This is a genomic window from Rhizobium changzhiense (assembly GCF_013087625.1).
Classification (GTDB): domain Bacteria; phylum Pseudomonadota; class Alphaproteobacteria; order Rhizobiales; family Rhizobiaceae; genus Rhizobium; species Rhizobium sophorae.
Genome location: NZ_JABFCQ010000003.1, coordinates 381,591 through 399,945, shown reverse-complemented (window position 1 = coordinate 399,945; position 18,355 = coordinate 381,591). Strand labels below are relative to the sequence as shown.

Below are 18,355 nucleotides of genomic sequence, written 5' to 3'. Positions count from 1 at the left end.
CTGGAAAAAGCCGATGACCACCGCTATCGACCTACACCACCTCTCGGGACATCATCCGTTGACAACACGCAAGCCTCATTCTCTACAAAAAAGAATGGGCATTCGTGCCGCCAGAGATTGCAATATCCTGGCAACACTGTTGGTAAGTAGGCAAGGTTGGATGGCAAGGAATTTTGTACGTGAAGGAACGATTTGAAGGACAAAACAGAAGCGCGCTGATTGCAAGCTTGAAGAGGCAGTTCGATAGCGGCGATCCAGAGGTCGCCGAGGCTATCGCGACCGGCGGTGAACTTCTTGAGTTCAAACCCGGCGACCTTCTCATTCATCAGGGTGGTGAGGACAATGACGTCTTCTTCCTCGTATCGGGAAACGTGTCCGTTGTTGTTAAAGGTCAAGAGGTCCGAACCTTGCGCGCCGGCGATCACGTCGGCGAGATGGCGGCAATAGAACCGTCGCAGCTCCGCTCAGCGTCTGTTGTCGCCACAGATACCGTCGTTGCGGTCAAGATGTCGGGAGCGAGTTTCATGAGCCTCGCCGACTCGTTCCCACCGCTAGTTTGGCGCGCGGTTGCCCAAGAGCTATCCCGTCGGCTATTTGATCGAAATAGGCTTATGCCAACGCCAAATAAGAAGCCTAGGATGTTCATCATGTCCTCGGTCGAGGGGCTGGACGTAGCGCGAGCGATCCAGTCAGGGCTTCAGCACGACGTTCTTGCAACCGTGTGGCCCGATGGTACCTTCTGGGCTGGCGGGTACCCGCTAGAAGCTTTAGAGACAGCCGTTGCCGAGAGCGATTTCGGTGTTGCCGTTGCCTTGTTCGAAGACATTGTCGAAACCCCTAGAGGCGATCGTAAAGCTGCAATCCGCGATAACGTGCTCTTTGAACTCGGCCTATTCATGGGGCGGTTGAGCCGCCGGCGCAGCATTCTTGTTTATCCCAAGCTCAAGGGTTTGGTCCTTCCCTCTGATCTTTATGGATTAACGCCGGCATCTTACGCACTCGGTGACGAGCGCGATCTCGAGGCCAGAATGGGCCCTGTCTGCACGGAAATACGGAAGATCATTCGCCAGATGGGCGTCAAAATCCCAGGCGCTTAATCAAGCGGCCAAGGCGCGATGAAATGACCGGGATGCCTCCCGCTCCAAGTTCAACCTCAACGGAGGCGGGTGCCGATCCGACCGAAAACGCGGTCGCGGAAAGTATAAGTGTTCGGGAATTACCTCGGCGGACGATTAGCAGTACGGCAAAATTCACACTCGATGCTGGATCAGAAATGATCGACCACATGCTCTGAATGTCGTCCCGGCTGGGAACGGGTGCAAAGCTCGGGTGCGAATGCCATTCACCAATGTAGTTGAAGCGCGTAAAATCCCCTGACGTTTTCTCGAAGAACTCCTCGAGAAACCGGGCATGAAGCGATGGATCTCTCTCAAAGTGGGTCGCGGTTGCGTTCACTGTCTGGATTGACGCATCTATGATCCGAAACGTGACGTCTCCGACATGTTCGGCGACTAGAAGGCCACCTATTTCCTGCCGGCCGGCCACGGCCAACGCGCTCAGAATTTTCGAGGCAACTGGCTCAGGTAGGATCAGCTTCACCAAATGACCTTTTCATGATCGACATAACGACCTTCATCTCTTCGGCCTTTGTGACGTCATCTAACATCGAAGGCGGTTCCGTGGTGGCAAGCAATGGCAAGATAACCGGTTCGGTGTGGAACGGTTCCGAGTAGAACCAGCCTTCGGCCAGGCCGATGAAATAGACCGAATGTGGAAAGATCGACGGAGAACGCTCGGCCAAGATATCAAGGGCGAAGCGCGCTGCATGAGCAGCAATTACCGAGACATCTGCGTCCTCGGCGATCCATGTAACATCGGCGTCGCGATCTTCATACCGTCGTTCGGCCCTCTGGGTTGATAACCCCTTTTCACCGCACCAATTTTCGATCCCCAAGCGCATCATTGCGGGCGAAGGCTCGATTCTCGGGCGATGGCGGGCAATCATCCCGCCGATGCCTCCGCCGTGCACTTCGGCCCAAACCATCGGCGTCTCACCAGCTGAGGCTGCAGCGCAAAGGTAGTTGAAGGCTTCGGAGTTGCTTGCGGCGTCAACAATGAGGTCAGCTTTGGAAACGCTCTCGATCAGAGTTTCCAAGCTACCACTGGCTTCATGACCGCCCAGCCTATGTCGGCGGACTTCCACCACGGCTTCTGGATTGACCAACTGAATACGGCGGCCGACAGCATCCACCTTGTGTGTGGCGATATCGCGCCAGTCCAATTCGTTTCGGATCAGATTCTCGGGCAAGAGCAGATCATCGTCCAATAGGAGGAATCTACCGACGCCGGAACGCGCAAGGCTCACAGCAATCTTGCTACCAACCGACCCACATCCGGCGACAGCTACTGTCCGAGAAGCAAGGGCCGCGCGGTCGAGAGACGTGCGCAGGACGATATCGTCGGGCGCAATGACACCTACGGTCACGACAGAATCCGCGTAGATCCTATAGGCGCTAATGCCATCGTCACGCAGGAGCAGGATCAAAGGGCGCGCAGGAACCTGACCAACGCCGAGATGATCAAGATAAGTACGAAATTCTACTGGTGAGGTCTGCGGCAGCTGATCCCCTGTTGGTCGCCGAATGAGAATGCAGTCGACATTGTAGCATTCCTGATCGAGAAACTTCGGTGCGGAGATATCGCGCCAAGTGTTGTTGTCTGCGATCGCAAAGTAGGAAGCGTGATAGACTAAGCTCTCGTCATGCAGTGCCAGATTGGCCTTGCCGTATAGAATGTCTTTCGGCGCGGACGCGGCAAACGTGCGAAATTCGGGGGTCGCTAGGAAGCGAGAAAACACCATGCGCTGTCGCTGACCCAGGGTGGTCTCGTGGCGTGATGGAATTTTCTGCGTGTCTTCAAATTCCCGCTCCATCGTCAGGAGCCGCTGAGCACTCTCGAGCATTTCGGCGCCGCTAACATCTGGCTGCCAGTTGTCAGGTCCGATTTCCAGGCAGAGTTCACCGCCCGCTCCCCACTGATGGCTGGACCACCATGTCGAAACGTCGCCACGCGGAAGAACAAGAGGCGGAGAATGAGGGAAATGATTAGGATAGCGAAGGGAGATCGGGAAGACTTCGTCTCCGATCAACAGATCGGCATCCCAATTGATGCGGGCGGATGCATCGATCCGCCAATCCAATGGACGTAGCCAGTCGACTCCGCCGATAAGCGCGTCGATCCGCATGCGTTCCGAACGGAACCGTTGCGCATTCTCGATATACCAGATCAAGAAAAGCCGTCCTTCTTCGCCGGACCACTGGGCCGGTTCTGAAAGGTGAACGGATTGGCCGCAGCTGAAGCTGGTTTGAGAAGGCCCGCGCCTGCGAATGCGGCGGCGGCCTTGGCTGTTTGATCGCCGTTCTTTTTCAGCTCTTCAACCATGTCGTCATAGTTCAGGCCGGACTTTTTTCGATTGTCGCCAAACAAGGAACGGACCGCGTCATTCGCTTTGCTGTAGGCCAGAGGACCAATCGCAGTTTCAGACCCGCTACACCGCGCCTGCTGCTTCTCGGCTTCGATAACGCCGCGACTGACCGAGCAACGCACAAGGCCTCCCTTTACCCCGAGACGCGTCACTGTCATCGGCCCGAACTCGAACCCGATCGCGAGACCGAGGCTCGAAGCATTCGTCCCGGCATCCGCAAGAAGATCGACCGCAAGGCCAAAGCTGCTTCGTAGTGCGCCGGCACAAAGAGTCATATTGCTGATCGTTGCGTCGACATCCGTAGTTTGGGCTGTCCCCTCGACGAGCAGACCATGGATACAATCACCAATGAAGCGAACCTTCCGGCCAGCAAAGTCCTTGTGAAGCGTGGAATCAAGCTCGCTACGAAGGACATGCAACACGCGAACAAGATGCTTTGCGGTCGTGTCGTTGCCTATGTTGGCCCCAACATAACGAGTGAAATTATCGATATCCGCGTAGACCGCGACAGCGTCCTGTCGGCGTGAGTTGCGCACCGACAAGGCTTCAATATCTAGCGTGCTGAACGGCGGCGTGTGGCCGCTGAAAGAAAAGGTCCCGATCGGATTACCGGCCAAATCCTCTTTCCATTCGGCAACAATGTCGCTGGCTGAGACGTCGAGATCGGCGTCCTGCTCCGCGCTCTCAACTTCAGAGGTCGCCAAGGGCACGATGTCCGGGCTCTCGACCTCTTTTAGGCCTAGTGCCAGACGCGCCTTGTTAGTCAAAAAAATACCCGTTGCTCGGCCCCCGCCTGCCCGCTTAGCGGCGTGGTTAGCGGGTTCGCCTAGGAAAAGAGGTTCGCGATGGCCGCGTCGCCCATTGCTAACCGCTAGTGCGACGCCAGTATCAATGCCCACCCGGACCTTGGCAGACGGATGGTCCGCGTCTTCACCGGTATCCTTCAGCACATCAATAATCAGCTGCGCAATTGCAACCGCCCGATTCAAGCGGTCAGTTTCAGAGTCATAGGGCTTGGTAACGACGGCATGGAGCCTCTGGTTGTGGAAATCAACGAAGAGCGCATCGACCCGTTGAAGCAATCTATGGACCGCTCGATAGTGCAAATTGAGAAACCGTAGCGTGCGCCGATGGCATGTCTCTCCCTCGACGTCGGTGACATTGAGCATATCCTTCAGATTGAGGATATCAGCATAGAGATGAACACCGTCTACCCGGTAGGCAACATGGGCGGGGAGATTGTCAAGATTGGTGTTCCTGACGTAGCTGCGGATCTCGACATCATCGATCTCGACTTCTGCCAGGCGGGTCGTTATTCGTTTCTTTGCGCGTTCGCGATTCCAGGTCCTTGCCATGGCGTCCTCAACAATTGGCGGATGTCGTTCTCTGCAGCTACCATCGGTATCACGTGAGAAAAATTCCCGCTATTGTCGCTTCGGCTGCAAGCCCGTTTTCCACCGGGGGGATGCAAATGTGGACACAGCTTGCCGTGTTTTCTAGGGGAAACTGAGTCATATCCTTTTCGGCTACCGCGATCGAGATGTGACCATCAAGGCGGCCGTAACTGGAGCAGATCTGGTGGCACGGGGGATTCCGATTTTTTGTGAATCATGATTCACCTCCTTTATGACGAAGCGCCGCCTCCCCATGGTCGAGCATGCTGATACGCTGTCGCTGAAGGCGCTGTGGGAATTGGTGACGGGACTTGTGGCGCGGGCCGATCGGGCAGAAATCCGGATTGAGGCGCTCGAGGCTGACAACCGAAAGCTTCGAGAAGAAAACGACCTACTCAGGGTAGAGAACACGCGGCTGAAGGTCGACAACCAGCTTCTGCGTGACGAGATTGCGCGGCTTAAAAACCTGCCGCCCCGCCCACCCTTCAGGCCATCGGGCATGGAACAGGCAACCAGCGACAAGGCGGTTGCCGGCAGCCGAAAGCCTGCGCGGCGTCGCGGGCCGAAGGGCGACGCGGGGAGCGCCACGCGCGAAGAGGTACTGCCTGCCAGTGCCCCACCTGGATCGCGGTTTAAGGCTACAAGGATTGCGCGGTCCGGGATCTGGTCGTGCGGGCCGAAGTGGTGCGCTATCGCCGCGAATACTGGGTGACACCGGAAGGACGCACGATCATTGCGCCGCTGCCAGCAGGGATAAAGGGCGGCTACGGCGCCAGTCTGCGTCGCTTCTGCCTGATGCTTCATAGCCATGGGCAGGTCACAACGCAGCGATTGACGACCTTGCTCAACGATGTCGGTGTCGAGATTTCCAAACGCCAGGTCATCCGGTTTTTGACAGAGCGGCTGGAGGGCTTTCATGCCGAAGATGCCGCCGTGCTGCATGCCGGCCTGGTCTCGGCTCCCTTTGTCACGGTCGACGACACTGGCGCCCGTCATGCCAACCGCAATTTCCATACGACACAGATCGGAGGCGAACATTTCACCGCCTTCCGCACAACGCCGTCGAAGTCGCGGCTGAACTTTCTGGCCCTGCTGCGCGGCAACTATCAGGATTATGTTCTCAACGATGCCGCCTTCACCTTTCTGGAAAACCGTCAGGTGGACCCCGCCCTGCTGGCGCATTTGAAGACATGTGAACCGCGGCGCTTTGCCAATCAGGTTCCGTTTCTCGAGTATCTGGCCGCCAATGGTATCGAGATCTTCGACAAGGACATAATCCGCCCGTTGAGGCCGGCATCTGGGGCGCCATCCGCCATCATGGTCTGGTCGGCAGTGCGGTGATCGTGTCCGACGATGCCGGACAATTCCGCGTCGGCACCCATGCGCTGTGCTGGATCCACGCCGAGCGGTTGCTGCACAAGCTGATGCCGGCGACGCCCGGCCAAGTGAAACACGTCGAAACCCTGCGCGAGCTTGTCTGGCACTTTTACAAAGCCCTGAAAGCCTATCGGCAAAGACCTGATCCCCGTGCAGCCCGGGGCCTTCGGGCCCGGTTCGATCGGATCTTTTCGCTGCGAACCGGTTATGGCGACCTCGACAAACTGCTGTTTCGGCTGGGTCGCCGCAAGGCCGAACTGCTGCGGGTTCTGGAGCGGCCTGAAACCCCGCTCCATACCAATGCCTCGGAAAGAGATCTGCGCGGACTTGTCATCAAGCGAAAGATTTCCGGCGGCACGGTCAGTCGCAACGGTCGGCAGGCGCGTGACAGCATGCTCGGCCTGATGAAGACCTGCCAAAAGCTCGGCCTGTTGGCACTATCTCGGCGATCGGCTGGGGATCAATGACGAAGATCATGCTGTTGAACCCCTCGCCTCGATGGTTGCAGCACGCGCCTGAACGCTCTCGGCCCTTCGAGCACCCTTCTTCTGCGTCAGATCTGTGATTGCGTTGGCATGGCCACCAAATCAGCCCCGCTTACCCAGCGGCCTTCGCTGCCGATAGAGACCAAATAATAGGCAAACCATTGAAATTATGGTAAACACTTCCTTAATCGGAAGCCAACCTGGCCTTTTATTCCGCCACTCTTTGCACTTTCCCACAGCGCATCTCACCATCGATAAGTACTGGTTATCGATAGTCATTACTTTTTGCCGGCAAATCTGTGATGTCGGTCGCCTTAGATGGGCGGATTATCGGAATTTCCGGGCTTCGCGGCCGGGACAGATCGACTGATCGCTACGCCGGTTTGAGCTTGGGACCGACGCCCTGGGGTCGGGCGTTCGTTGCTCCCGGCGATGTCTTCTCGTCGCAGTCTATGAGGAAGACGTCTCCCTCTGATACCCCTGCATTCCAGTCGTTTCCGACGTAAACGACTGCTGGCGTGGATCTCGTGCGGCGATGGCTCGATGCTTGAGTCAGTGACTCTCTGTGAGAGCCGTAAAACACGCTTGCAACTGAACGTTTGGAGGCGCAAGGCCATCGCTCTTTCCAGCGTTACCCCCCAATCAAACGCGTCGGGTGGCGGTTCATTCCTTCCCTTTCCTACTAAATGCGACGACCTGCCGGGAAACGGCATTCACGGTCGAATCCGATTAACGCGATCCTCGAAAGAACGTGATCCAAGATGTGATTAAGTCCTACAGATTCCCTCTCAAAACTGCGAGTAGACGGTACGAGATCTTTCGCCTATCGATTGCTTATGAAATCGTCGCTTGAACATATGCCGCTTCGCAAGCAGCGAGAACTCGGCCGAGTTCTCGAAATCCTCCACGAGGAATTCGAAGATGCGCTGAGAGAAGGCACTGCCGACTTCAAGAAGCGCGGTAGGATCTTGAAGATCATCCTGTTCGGCTCCTATGCCAAGGGCGGCTGGGTCGATGAGCCCTTCACCATGAAGGGGTATCGCTCCGACTTCGATCTCTTGATCATCGTCAACAATCGCAAGCTCTGCGAGTTCGCCGAATACTGGAACAAGGCCGCCGACCGGCTGATCCACGAAGCCTCCATCGAAACCCCGGTGAGTTTTATCGTCCATTCCCGGCGCGAGGTGAATTCGTACCTCAAGGAAGGGCAGTATTTCTTTTCCGACATTCGCAAGGAAGGCATCGTTCTCTACGAACTGGACGACGAGCCGCTGGCGGAGCCCGAGCCACTTTCGATGGAGGATCGGCTTCGCGTCGCGAAGGACCATTTTGAAGAGCGGATCGAGGCTGCAAAGGAATTTTTCGATCTGGCCGAGCATGCACGTGCGAGGGGCTACTGGAAAAGAGCGGGGTTTCTCTTTCATCAATCCCTCGAGCAAGCCTATTCCTGCATTCTGCTCACACTCACCAATTACGGCCCACCATCGCACAACATCAAGTTCCTTCGCTCGCTCGCCGAGGAGCAGGACCGCCGGCTGGCCGAGGCGTTTCCGCGTGATCAGCACCGGGAACGGGCCTGGTTCAACACGTTGAACGAAGCATATGTGAAGGCGCGCTATTCAAAGCATTATGAGATCAGCGAGGAGGCGCTCAACTGGCTCGGCGAGCGAACAACCATGCTGCTCGAATTGGTCAGCACGGTTTGCTCCGAGCATTTGGAAAAGCTCAAACCCGGCAGCCACTAGGGAGCCGGACGGCACGGCTCACGCAACTCTAACCCACCACTCCTGCCCGTCAGATAGCATCAACTCAACCTTCCCCGGCATAACGAGAAACACCGTCCACAACGCCACAGTGGAAATCAAGCCACTCATTGGCCCAAGCTCGCTGCTGCCGCGGCGCGCGGCATGAGGAATTCGGCTAAATCACCAATTACATTCCTCAGATCACCCGGATTATGGGTATCGGAAGCAATCGGTGATCGTCTTTGCGACGCCGAAGGCTTTCACGGTCACCCCCTCGACAGCGTGTGTTTCAACACCCTCCGTCAGCAGACGATCGGTGAAACGTACCAGCCGAATGGGCGTGCGTTCGGGTTTCGGGGACCAGTCCTTCTGACCCACGGCGAGCCAAACCTGCATCGGGAGCTGATCGGTCAGACCATGGAAAGCCAGGGCCGACACGAGGCAAACCACGCCTTTGGGAACCCGTTTGGCGGCCTCTGCGAGACTGTGGTGAACGTCGAGGGGCGCATCGGAAAGTTGATAAAGCCCTCGCGCGAGCCGAATTACCTCGCCGTCGCGTTCCATGCGGCTCATGGTTGCGGCTGTTACGCCCGCCTCGCGCAGCTCTGCCAGGCGCGAAATTCCGCGCGCGGTCAGCACGGTATGGGCAATCTGGCGTGGGGACATGGATGGTGGCACTATACGAAAGCTCGGAACACAGGACCTATTATCCGAGGATTTGTATCATTCTTCATAGCGAGGAAAGGTGCCCGATCGAATAGGCTGTCCTGGTCGAGGCTCAAAGCAGGGAGACAGGAATCGATCCCGCGTCATGTCAGCGTGATTGCCCGAGCCCCATGGCGGACAGGTCTATAACGAGGGGTTGCAGGAGGGCGCCGGTCGCCAGCAGTGTCAGCTGCTCGAATGCAAGTCTGGCGTTTCGCTTCCCGCGGGACGGTGTATTCGTAGCACCCTTCGCTGGGCGGAATTTGCCAGCTACCGCCGAACTTGCTGCGAGCTGATTATGTTCGAAGCCTCGACAAACCCCACAATCGCATCATCTCTGCTGGAGCTGAGATTTCTACCGGGATCACGTAGGGGTCTCCAGATCGTAGCGCCGTGACGCTCTTGCGCTTCTTGATCGGAAGCCCGTGGCCCATGTTGCTGACCGAATAGAGGGCCACCTTCAGCTCGCCTGTGACCTTCCACGACTGCAACATGCCCCAGGGTTTATTCTCCAAACGGCCGCTATTTTCTGCAATGCCTTGGACTTCGAGCCACTGGGCAACACACGCGAGTGCATTGACGGGCCTGACCACCCGGTCTTCCGTGCCCTGCCAGATGGTTATCGCGGGCCATGACTTGGCTTCTGGCGAAATCTCAGCGATGGCTCTTCCCCATCCGCCTGGCGGCGGCTTCGCACCTGACTTCATTACGCGCATGGCGGACATCGCGTCGCGGGCAGATCCGAATGGCATGCCGGCGATGATCGCGGCGCCTGCAAACAATGAGGGATAGTTCGCAACAAGTGCGCCCGTCATCGCCCCGCCGGCGGACAGTCCCGCGACGAAGATCCTCGAACGGTCGATGCGATGTCGCTCGCATATGTGTTCGACCATCTGCTTGATTGAATTCGCAAAACTGCTTCAACTGGTTTCGACCAAGCGCCGTCGCCCGAGACCGCGGAGAGGTGCGTTCATAGCGCTGGTGACGATCGCGTTCATCTGGCTGCTTATCCCCTATTACGCAGCGGTTTTCTGGGCAGTGATCCTTGCTATCATCTTCTTTCCAGTGAACATGCGACTGGCGCATTTGCTGGGAGGCCGCCGAGGCATCGCTGCCCTGCTGACGGTGTTGATGTGCATCGGTCTCGTCATCGTGCCGGCATTGATTATCCTCATTTCTCTTATCCAGGAAGGCACCAGTCTTTACCAACGGATAAGCAGCAACGAAATCGACCTCAATGACTATCTGGTCCGGATTCAGAATGCCTTGCCCGGCTTCGTCGACAACTGGCTGAACTCATTGAAACTTGGCGGCTTTGCGGAACTTCGCGCTAACATCTCCTCAGGCGCAGTACAGGCAAGCCGGTCGGTCGCCGGCAGCCTGCTGAGTTTTGGCCAAAACACGCTGCAATTCTTCATTAGCTTCGGGATCATGCTTTATCTGCTTTTCTTCCTCTTCCGGGATGGCGCTGACCTCGGCCGGACGATCCGAGATGCAATCCCTCTCAACGACGACTATACCCGACAGTTTCGCGACAAGTTTTCCGCTGTCGTTCGGGCAACGGTCAAGGGGAATATCATCATTGCTATGATCCAAGGAACGATCGGCGGCGTGGCATTCTGGGCTCTGGGAGTCGAGGCCGCCCTGTTGTGGGGCGTGACCATGGCGTTCACGTCAATGCTGCCCGCAATTGGAGCAGCACTTGTATGGGTTCCAGCCGCCATCTGGCTAGTCCTCACGGGCGCCTGGTTGAAAGCATCGATCCTGGTCCTCATCGGCGTATTTGTTATAGGGCTAATCGATAACCTGCTGCGTCCGCCACTGGTGGGTCAGGGGACGCGGCTGCCCGACTATGTGGTGTTGATCTCGACGGTGGGCGGTATCTCCTTGTTCGGCATCAATGGTTTCGTCATTGGCCCCCTGATTGCCGCCTTGTTTATCGCGGCATGGTCGCTTTTCGCCGAACAGCAGAGCGCTGAAATAGCAAAGTCCAAAGATATAGAATGACAGTTCCACAGGTTCCCGGCACTTTGGGACGGGAGTGACAACGCGCAGGTGGTGGGAGAGCTCGCGAGCCTGTGTGATAGATGTGGTGGCTCGGCTAATGCCGATGCCCCGACTCGAGAGCACTCATGTCGAAAATCCGTATCCACCATCGCACGATTTATCACTACCGATATGCGGTCAATCTCAGGCCTCACCGGCTGATGTTGAGGCCCCGCGAGAGCCCCGATCTCCGGCTGCTGTCGCATGAGGTCTCGATAACACCACAGGCCGAGGTCAGTTGGGCGATCGATGTATTCGGCAACGCGGTTGCCACCGCGGTTTTCAGCGACATGACCAATGTCCTGACCGTCGACAGCGTCGCGCTGGTCGACCTTACCGCCGCAGCATGGCCGGTCTTTGCTATTGCTGCCTCCGCGCTCACCTTTCCATTCCGCTATTCGGACGAGGAATGGACGGATCTCGGCGCGCTGACGGCTCGGCAGTATGCCGACCCGTCCCAGCAACTTCAGCGGTGGGCACAAGGATTTGTCGCAAGCAATTCGACAGACACGCTCTCGCTTCTGAAGGACGTAAGCGCTGGGGTGTCTTCATCGATCTCCTATCAAAGCCGTGAGGCGGAAGGCACACAGACGCCAACCCAGACGTTGGATCGTGGTCGGGGATCGTGCCGCGACTTTGCAGTGCTGTTTGCCGAAGCCGTTCGATCACTGGGTTTTGGAGCGCGTATCGTGTCGGGATACCTGTTCAATCCCGATCAAATATTGCTCGGTTCGCAGGATCAGGGCTCGACCCATGCCTGGGTCGAGGTATTCGTTCCTGGCGCCGGATGGATCACGTTCGATCCGACCAACCGCAGCATGGGCGGGGCCAATCTCATCCCTGTCGCCGTCACCCGCGATATCGCGCAATCCGTTCCCGTCGCCGGCAGCTTCGTCGGTGCGTCCGATGCATTCATATCGATGGACGTGGAGGTCGAGGTATCCGCGTGAGCTTCGCAAAGGCCCCAGTAGGATTTGAGTCGTCTAGCCATTCCGGTGCACGACCTCAACGAGATTGTCTTCCATCACCATCGGAACGGCGGGCTCGACCTCGAGGTAAAGCCGATCGATAGAGGCCGCCAGCAGTTCGCCGGTGGCGATCATCTCGGCGCTGCAACGCGAGGATCATCGGTTCATTTCCATGGGAGAAAAACAGCTCAACAAGGTGGCCATCAGATGATGTTGCCTGCCGTCGATCCAAGCGAGGACCATCAGGCCGGCGGCTCGCCAAGGAGGCGAACGTTAAACACGATCCCTTACTAAGTGTTCCTTATTTTATCGGAATCGGAACCAAATTATCGCCGGAAGGTTGTTTCACCGCCCCTCCTCCTCGATCTGCCGAATACCGCTACTTTGGGTTCAGTGATCTGAAAGTTATGAATATGAACAAAGCCATTACAAGATCCATCGCGATCGCCTCGATGGTATGCGTCAGTGTGGGCATCGTTCATGCTGATGAGTCCGCCTTCCTGCAGCCCCTTGCCGGCAGTTGGAGCGGTAAAGGTACAGTAAGGTGCGCATCAATGCACCCACGATCAATGTCACCTGCAGCTTCAGGTCGAACACGACTGCAAGTTCGCTTGCACTTGATGGGCGTTGCACTAGCCTCGTCGTTTTTTCCCGAGTCATTAGCGCCGATCTCAAGGCGACAGGTGATTCCTATACTGGATCCTATGTCGGCGCCGGCACTGGCACTGCCCGCCTTGGGGGCAAGCGCGAGGGTGACGCTATCAACCTCGGTATAAACTGGGCAAGAAACGTAAACGGCGATCGACGCGCCCAGATGACGATCGAAAAAGTCGGAGCGTCGGGAATGCGGCTGACGACCATCGAGACCGATCCCACAACAGGCAGATCGGTGGTCACAAGCCGAATTGACCTGCGTCGGAACTGACCGTGGCGCGTGCCCGGTTGTGGAGCGTTCACCGCTCTGCGGTTTCCGCTCTTCGCTGACCGTTTAATCGACAGCGTGCGCCGTGTGCTTTCGGCGGGCGCGGGACCTTCGGCCGTCGATCCATCTCATCGCCGGGGTGACTGCGACACCGTGGACAACGATTGACGTGAGAACGATAAGGAGGACCGTTGCCCAGACGGTCTCGACACGCTCGAACTCGGCTTGGCCCGTTGCGTATGCCAGGTAGTAGATCGATCCCAGGCCCCTGATGCCAAACACAGCGATGATCAGGCTTTCGCCTGGCGGATGTCCGGAGCCGATCAGACTCAGCCAGCCGATGATCGGACGGACACATACGATCGCCAGGAAGGCGACGACCGCGACCCGCCAATCAATTCCCCCGAGTAGCTGACCGCTTGCCGCGATCGAACCGAGGCAGACCAGTAGAACCATCATTAGCAATCGTTCTATTTGCTCGGCGAAATCATGCAGTTGCTCATGAAAATCATGGTCCCGTTCACTCGCCCTGAATGCGACGGCCGCAAGGAAGACGGCGACAAAGCCGTAGCCACCAACCAGTTGCGTCAGCCCGTACGTGGTGAAGGTCATCCCCAGTGCAACGAAGCCATCCTGCGTCTTCGCGAGGCTGCTTCCTCTCATCCTGAACGATAAAAAACCGAAGGCCTTTCCCAGCGCCCATCCCACGACGACGCCCGCAGCCAGTCTCCAGAACACATCCAGAAATGCCCAATGCTGCAAAAGAACCGTCCCCTCTTTCGCGGCAAGCGCCAGGGCGATGGCAAGGTGGACGAACGGGAAACTCAGGCCGTCGTTCAGGCCGGCTTCGGATGTCAAAGCAAAGCGGACCTCGTCCTCCTCACCCGTTTGTGGTGGCCCGACCTGCACGTCACTGGCGAGCACCGGATCGGTCGGGGCAAGGCAAGCCCCGAGCAAAACAGCAGACGCCACTCCGAGACCCAGTATCCATGACCCGAGGAATGCCAGAGTGCCGATCGTCAGCGGCATGGCTACGCCGAGAAGCCGCCACGTCGTCATCCACCGTTTCCATCCGATCGGACGGTCGAGTTTCAACCCCGCACCCATCAAAGCGACGATGACGACAATCTCGGTCATCCGCTCAGTAAATTCACGGTTTTCCAGTGGATTGAAGCGCGGGAGAAGTGGGAACGGCGACCATGCAAGCAGTGCACCAATGGCCAGGCATGCGATTGGAAGCGACAATGGGAGCCTTCTCATTATCAGGGGCAACCAGGCCGTAAGAAGGACGACAACACCGAGGATGGTCAGAGTGACGATATACAAATCCATTCACTCTGCCCTTGCCGATGATTCAATTCTTGCTGAGGTCCCGGGATCGTATCGCGAATGTGCCGAGGACAAACGGTTTCAAGCTGACTGCACAGCTTTTTCGACATCCTGGGCAGAGTGGCCCGTCAGATCCTTGGGGATTTCCAGAAGCAGTTTGGCGGAAAGGAACTTGTGATAATGCTTTCGCAGTTCGCCCAGTGAACGCGGCGCCGAAATGACCACGAGATTGACAATCCCGCCCTCCAACACCTGCTTGTTGAGGTATTGGGCGACACCAGCGGAAAATCCGTCTTCCGCCATCTGGCTTTCATCCGGGTTCGCCGAAGTGCTTCCGTGGCGACCGCCCGAGCCTTTGGCTTCGTCGTCTATGGAAATGTCAGGCAGCGCGGTTAGACTGAGTTCGGAGCCAGTCCCGGTGTTGCGATAGAGGTCTAGTTTCTCACCGTCGGTCACGGCGACGACTGTACCTTGCGGAAGTATCATTGGATTTCCCATGAAGTTGGCTCGAGCCGCTTCACGAGGAATTTCGCGAACGACGAGAACGTCGCGTTTTCCGCGAAGAAGTACTAGAGACGGCGATTGTGGCTTTTCGACGTGAATTGGTTCTCCCGGCCAAGCACGTCGCCACATCGCCCGCACCATATGCCGCAAAACGAGGACACGCACCCTTTCCGATCGTTCTAGCTTCCCGCCATATTGGTGGGCTCGCTGACGCGCTACTGGGCGGTGAAGAACGTCAGCAGGACCTTGCCCTTGTCGCCGAGCAAGCATACGAACCTGTCCGGCTTTCCGGTCTTTTCCTTCCGGGCGATGTAGGCCTCTCCAAGAATGACGGTCTTCACGGCCACATCCTCGACTTTAGTATCAGACTTGCTGATGGCGAGGCTTTCCATGTCCATGACAAGATCGGTGATCTCCGGCGAACGCTCCCGAAGGGCGAGAAGGCCTGTGTTCTTGCAGGCGTTGACTGCCGGATCCTCAGCAGCCTGGGCAGATGCGTTTTCTGCGAGAAGACCGACAAGGACGGCCGCAACGGCGAGTGCTACACATTTCATGGTCGTTTCTTTCGTGAAAAAAAGCCCGCGACCAGCGCGGGCTTAAGTGAACTTGAGTGCTCGAATGTCGCTATGCCTTATCGACGACCTTTTTCACGGCATCCTTGACGTTTCCCTTGGCAACCTGGGCCTTGCCCTTGGCTTCTTGTAGGGCACCCTTTGCCTGTTCCTCGTGATTATCAACGGCTTTGCCCACGGCCTGCCGCGTCTTGCCGGCGACTTCGTTCGTCGTGCCCTTGATCTTGTCTGCACTGCTTCCCATAATCATCTCCTTCGTTTTGCTGAAATGAAAAGCCATGGAACCGCTATTCGTTCCACGCGTGAACGCCCCTCCGCAACGATTGCTCATTTGAAGCCGTGCAAGGGGAAGTCAGCAGGCGAGACATCACCTGATACCCCCAGCGATCAGCTTGACGGGGATCGCTCCAGCGCAGGACACGGGAGACCGCGAGCATCGTTTTCATCGCTCTTGTTCATCCGCACCGACAATGCGGCTTTAGCATGCCGGGCATCGACGCAGACGACGTTCAGCGGTGGTGAGGAAAGGTCATCGCTGGCGACAGGGAGATCGATCCGCTTGAGTTCGTGCCACAGCCAGCTCGACATCGCGCCTGTTTCAAAACAGACCTTTCCGCAGAGGGTGCTTTCTATCGGCTAGAGCTACCCAGATCCCCCGACGGACCACAAGGTTGGGTAGCAATGAGAGGGGCCTGAGATAGTTTCACGAAACCATTGCGAGGGACGAAGCCAAAGTGGACGGGTGAACGTCATCGACATCGCCTCGATGTAAATCGCGGCGATGTCTCGGTTTTGCAGGTAACATGGTCGTCGCGGCCCTGGCTGACTCTGAGGACAACGCGCTGATGGCGTTTTACATCGGCCAATATTCATCGAGCGGAACAATCTCGAGCGAGGTACTACGTGCCACTCTCGGGTCGCGCTTTTCTACACTTTCTGCGAGCGGCATGCGCGCAACTTAAATCAATGTTCACGCATACAATCCATCTTGATTGTGCTTGGCTGAGCGGAGTTCCAACGGTGACGATTTGGAAACCAGGCCCGGTACGATGCACGAGGCACTCATGGCAACTAGGTCATCTTCATTGAGCAGGTCGAAGCGGCGCATACCGTTCACGGTGGCGAAATTTGCCGAGGCGACGAAATTGTCGCTGATCTCGATCGACAGCCACGGGGATATCGAGTTCGTCAATCCGTCCGCGTGCGCGCTGTTCGGTTACAGCAAGGGAGAGATGATCGGAAAGCCTATCACCATCATCATCCCCGAGCGGATGCGGGGCGCGCATATGGCAGGGCTGCAAAAGGTGTCTGCGGGGCAAAAGCCAAATCTCGGCGGCAGGCCAGTCGAGGTGTCGGCGGTCAAGAAGGATGGCACGGAGTTTCCGATCGAGATCACCCTATCAACCTGGCGCGGCAAACGCGGGTTCTGTGCGGGTGCCGTCATCACCGATATTTCGGAGCGACGGGAGCGGGAGGGGCGCCTGTTGCGACTGGCGAGCCAGGATACCCTGACTGGACTGCTCAATCGTCATCGCTTTTCCGCGCTGCTTGCCGATACGCTCGCTGCAGGACACGCTGCCGCCATCATTCTCTTGGACCTGGATGGCTTCAAGGAAGTCAACGACACGCACGGACATCTCGTCGGCGATTGTCTTTTGCAGGCCATCGGTGTCAGGCTCCCAAACATGCTGCGCCCCGATGCCAATATAGCCCGCATCGGCGGCGACGAATTTGCGGTGCTGTTGCAGGGTGTAAGCGACCCCCGCGCCGTTTATGCACAAGCCGATGCAATCCTCCAGGCATTTGCAAAGCCGTTTGAACTGGGCGGACATGTTCTGGAACTCGGCACTAGCATTGGCTTTGCTCTTTCACCGACCCACGGGGTGGAAGCCGAAGAGCTGATTGCCAGTGCCGACTACGCGCTGTATCGAGCGAAAGCCGCAGGGGGACAATCGATCCGGATGTATGACGCCACCATGCGGAGCGAGACGTCGGCGCGTCGCGAACTGCGGGACGAACTGCTTGCCGCGATGCGTCAAGGTGAACTGGAGCTCTTCTATCAGCCCCAGGTAAAGCTCTCCGACGGAAAGATCATCGGGCTCGAAGCCTTGATCCGCTGGCATCATCCCATTCGGGGCCTGCTGACGCCCGCAGCCTTTCTTCCTGCTCTCGATCAGAGCGCGCTGGCTTTGGATATTGGCTGGTGGACGCTTGACGAAGCCGCAAAGCGCGCCAGCGAACTGCAGGCGTCAGGGTACAAAATCAGGATCGGCGTCAATCTCTTCCCGGGGCAGCTGCGCGCACCCAATCTCATCCAAAAAGTGGCCAGTGCACTTCAAAGGCATTCCCTTGCACCAGAGGGACTGGAGCTCGAAGTCACCGAAACGATTGCACTTGCGGACGACGACCGCTCGCTGGAGGCGATGACGGCCCTGCGGGAACTTGGCGTTGGCATCGCCTTCGACGACTTTGGAACGGGATATGCTTCCCTCAGTTCGTTGCAGCGCTATCCGCTGACGACGCTGAAGATCGATCGCGGATTCATCCAGCAGATCCGCAGCAGACCGAACGATGCTGCGATCACACGGGCACTGATTAGCCTGAGCCGGGACATGGGACTGGAGACGGTCGCGGAAGGCATTGAAACCCGCGAACAGGAGGAGGCTCTGGTGGCCTTGGGTTGCCCATGTGGTCAAGGCTACCTCTACGGGCGACCTATGCCGTTCAGCGCGGTCTTGAGTCTCATCGAGCAGAAGGCAGCATCCGCGGCGCCGGTGGGTCGGCAAGGCACCGGCGTTCATTCGGACTAGGCCACGCCCTAAAG

Annotated in this window: 13 protein-coding genes and 4 pseudogenes; 7 read left to right on the top strand and 10 right to left on the bottom strand. The window is 57.5% G+C overall.

Annotated features, from left to right (window positions below; all coding sequences use genetic code 11):
* Positions 1–179 precede the first annotated feature (179 nt).
* A complete protein-coding gene (locus tag G9X68_RS16985; RefSeq protein ID WP_171603390.1) occupies positions 180–1,097 on the top strand; it encodes a TIR domain-containing protein in 918 nt (305 codons plus the stop codon).
* On the opposite strand, the gene G9X68_RS16980 is transcribed toward G9X68_RS16985, so the two are convergent.
* The 3 genes from G9X68_RS16980 to G9X68_RS16970 are packed head-to-tail and all read right to left on the bottom strand — an operon-like array spanning position 1,078 to position 4,839.
* A complete protein-coding gene (locus G9X68_RS16980; protein WP_342355357.1) occupies positions 1,078–1,599 on the bottom strand; it encodes a M67 family metallopeptidase in 522 nt (173 codons plus the stop codon). The genes G9X68_RS16985 and G9X68_RS16980 overlap by 20 nt on opposite strands.
* Positions 1,580–3,289 carry a ThiF family adenylyltransferase gene (locus G9X68_RS16975; protein ID WP_171603388.1) on the bottom strand — a complete coding sequence of 570 codons (1,710 nt, stop codon included), beginning with the start codon at positions 3,287–3,289 and terminating at the stop codon, positions 1,580–1,582. The genes G9X68_RS16980 and G9X68_RS16975 overlap by 20 nt, the downstream gene beginning before the upstream one ends.
* A complete protein-coding gene (locus tag G9X68_RS16970) occupies positions 3,286–4,839 on the bottom strand; it encodes a nucleotidyl cyclase domain-containing protein (RefSeq protein WP_171603387.1) in 1,554 nt (517 codons plus the stop codon). Before G9X68_RS16970 ends, G9X68_RS16975 begins: the two co-directional genes overlap by 4 nt.
* Before the next feature lie 271 nt (positions 4,840–5,110).
* On the opposite strand from G9X68_RS16970, the pseudogene G9X68_RS32415 reads away from it, so the two are divergent.
* Both G9X68_RS32415 and G9X68_RS16955 read left to right on the top strand, forming a co-directional pair.
* A pseudogene (locus tag G9X68_RS32415) lies at positions 5,111–6,774 on the top strand (IS66 family transposase).
* An 802-nt stretch (positions 6,775–7,576) separates the two neighbouring features.
* A complete protein-coding gene (locus tag G9X68_RS16955) occupies positions 7,577–8,485 on the top strand; it encodes a nucleotidyltransferase and HEPN domain-containing protein (protein ID WP_171603385.1) in 909 nt (302 codons plus the stop codon).
* Positions 8,486–8,701: 216 nt separating this feature from the next.
* Here the strand turns inward: G9X68_RS16955 and G9X68_RS16950 are convergent.
* Positions 8,702–9,151 (bottom strand): annotated as a pseudogene (locus G9X68_RS16950) (type IV toxin-antitoxin system AbiEi family antitoxin domain-containing protein); the annotation flags it as partial.
* A 335-nt stretch (positions 9,152–9,486) separates the two neighbouring features.
* Complete coding sequence (locus G9X68_RS16945) at positions 9,487–10,083, bottom strand: extracellular catalytic domain type 1 short-chain-length polyhydroxyalkanoate depolymerase (protein ID WP_171603383.1); 597 nt, start codon at positions 10,081–10,083, stop codon at positions 9,487–9,489.
* Positions 10,084–10,162: 79 nt separating this feature from the next.
* Here G9X68_RS16945 and G9X68_RS16940 point away from each other — a divergent pair, with 79 nt between their 5' ends.
* The 3 genes and pseudogenes from G9X68_RS16940 (at position 10,163) to G9X68_RS31920 (ending at position 13,129) form a co-directional block, all read left to right on the top strand.
* On the top strand, positions 10,163–11,197 hold the full coding sequence (locus G9X68_RS16940; protein ID WP_425328644.1) for an AI-2E family transporter: 1,035 nt from the start codon (positions 10,163–10,165) through the stop codon (positions 11,195–11,197).
* A gap of 125 nt (positions 11,198–11,322) precedes the next feature.
* Positions 11,323–12,186 (top strand): transglutaminase family protein, encoded by an 864-nt coding sequence (locus G9X68_RS16935; protein ID WP_171603381.1) that lies wholly within the window; start codon positions 11,323–11,325, stop codon positions 12,184–12,186.
* A gap of 470 nt (positions 12,187–12,656) precedes the next feature.
* Positions 12,657–13,129, top strand: a pseudogene (locus tag G9X68_RS31920) (hypothetical protein).
* A 63-nt stretch (positions 13,130–13,192) separates the two neighbouring features.
* Here the strand turns inward: G9X68_RS31920 and G9X68_RS16930 are convergent.
* The 5 genes and pseudogenes from G9X68_RS16930 to G9X68_RS32410 all read right to left on the bottom strand — a co-directional run.
* A complete protein-coding gene (locus G9X68_RS16930; protein ID WP_171603380.1) occupies positions 13,193–14,458 on the bottom strand; it encodes a cation:proton antiporter in 1,266 nt (421 codons plus the stop codon).
* Between the two features lie 78 nt (positions 14,459–14,536).
* On the bottom strand, positions 14,537–14,941 hold the full coding sequence (locus G9X68_RS16925) for a host attachment family protein (RefSeq protein ID WP_112908184.1): 405 nt from the start codon (positions 14,939–14,941) through the stop codon (positions 14,537–14,539).
* 233 nt (positions 14,942–15,174) lie between these two features.
* Positions 15,175–15,513 (bottom strand): hypothetical protein, encoded by a 339-nt coding sequence (locus tag G9X68_RS16920; protein ID WP_171603379.1) that lies wholly within the window; start codon positions 15,511–15,513, stop codon positions 15,175–15,177.
* A 70-nt stretch (positions 15,514–15,583) separates the two neighbouring features.
* On the bottom strand, positions 15,584–15,775 hold the full coding sequence (locus G9X68_RS16915; RefSeq protein ID WP_171603902.1) for a CsbD family protein: 192 nt from the start codon (positions 15,773–15,775) through the stop codon (positions 15,584–15,586).
* 179 nt (positions 15,776–15,954) lie between these two features.
* A pseudogene (locus tag G9X68_RS32410) lies at positions 15,955–16,143 on the bottom strand (hypothetical protein); the annotation flags it as partial.
* A 452-nt stretch (positions 16,144–16,595) separates the two neighbouring features.
* On the opposite strand from G9X68_RS32410, the gene G9X68_RS16910 reads away from it, so the two are divergent.
* Positions 16,596–18,341, top strand: coding sequence for a sensor domain-containing protein (locus G9X68_RS16910; protein ID WP_244956176.1), 1,746 nt, complete (start codon positions 16,596–16,598; stop codon positions 18,339–18,341).
* Positions 18,342–18,355: the final 14 nt, after the last annotated feature.

What these genes read in the sequence shown, in the direction of transcription:
- G9X68_RS16915 (WP_171603902.1), bottom strand. Translation starts at nt 15,775, where the DNA reads ATGGGAAGCAGTGCAGACAAGATCAAGGGCACGACGAACGAAGTCGCC.
- G9X68_RS16920 (WP_171603379.1), bottom strand. Translation starts at nt 15,513, where the DNA reads ATGAAATGTGTAGCACTCGCCGTTGCGGCCGTCCTTGTCGGTCTTCTC.
- G9X68_RS16935 (WP_171603381.1), top strand. Translation starts at nt 11,323, where the DNA reads ATGTCGAAAATCCGTATCCACCATCGCACGATTTATCACTACCGATAT.
- G9X68_RS16970 (WP_171603387.1), bottom strand. Translation starts at nt 4,839, where the DNA reads ATGGCAAGGACCTGGAATCGCGAACGCGCAAAGAAACGAATAACGACC.
- G9X68_RS16945 (WP_171603383.1), bottom strand. Translation starts at nt 10,083, where the DNA reads ATGGTCGAACACATATGCGAGCGACATCGCATCGACCGTTCGAGGATC.
- G9X68_RS16910 (WP_244956176.1), top strand. Translation starts at nt 16,596, where the DNA reads ATGGCAACTAGGTCATCTTCATTGAGCAGGTCGAAGCGGCGCATACCG.
- G9X68_RS16930 (WP_171603380.1), bottom strand. Translation starts at nt 14,458, where the DNA reads ATGGATTTGTATATCGTCACTCTGACCATCCTCGGTGTTGTCGTCCTT.
- G9X68_RS16955 (WP_171603385.1), top strand. Translation starts at nt 7,577, where the DNA reads ATGAAATCGTCGCTTGAACATATGCCGCTTCGCAAGCAGCGAGAACTC.
- G9X68_RS16925 (WP_112908184.1), bottom strand. Translation starts at nt 14,941, where the DNA reads ATGATACTTCCGCAAGGTACAGTCGTCGCCGTGACCGACGGTGAGAAA.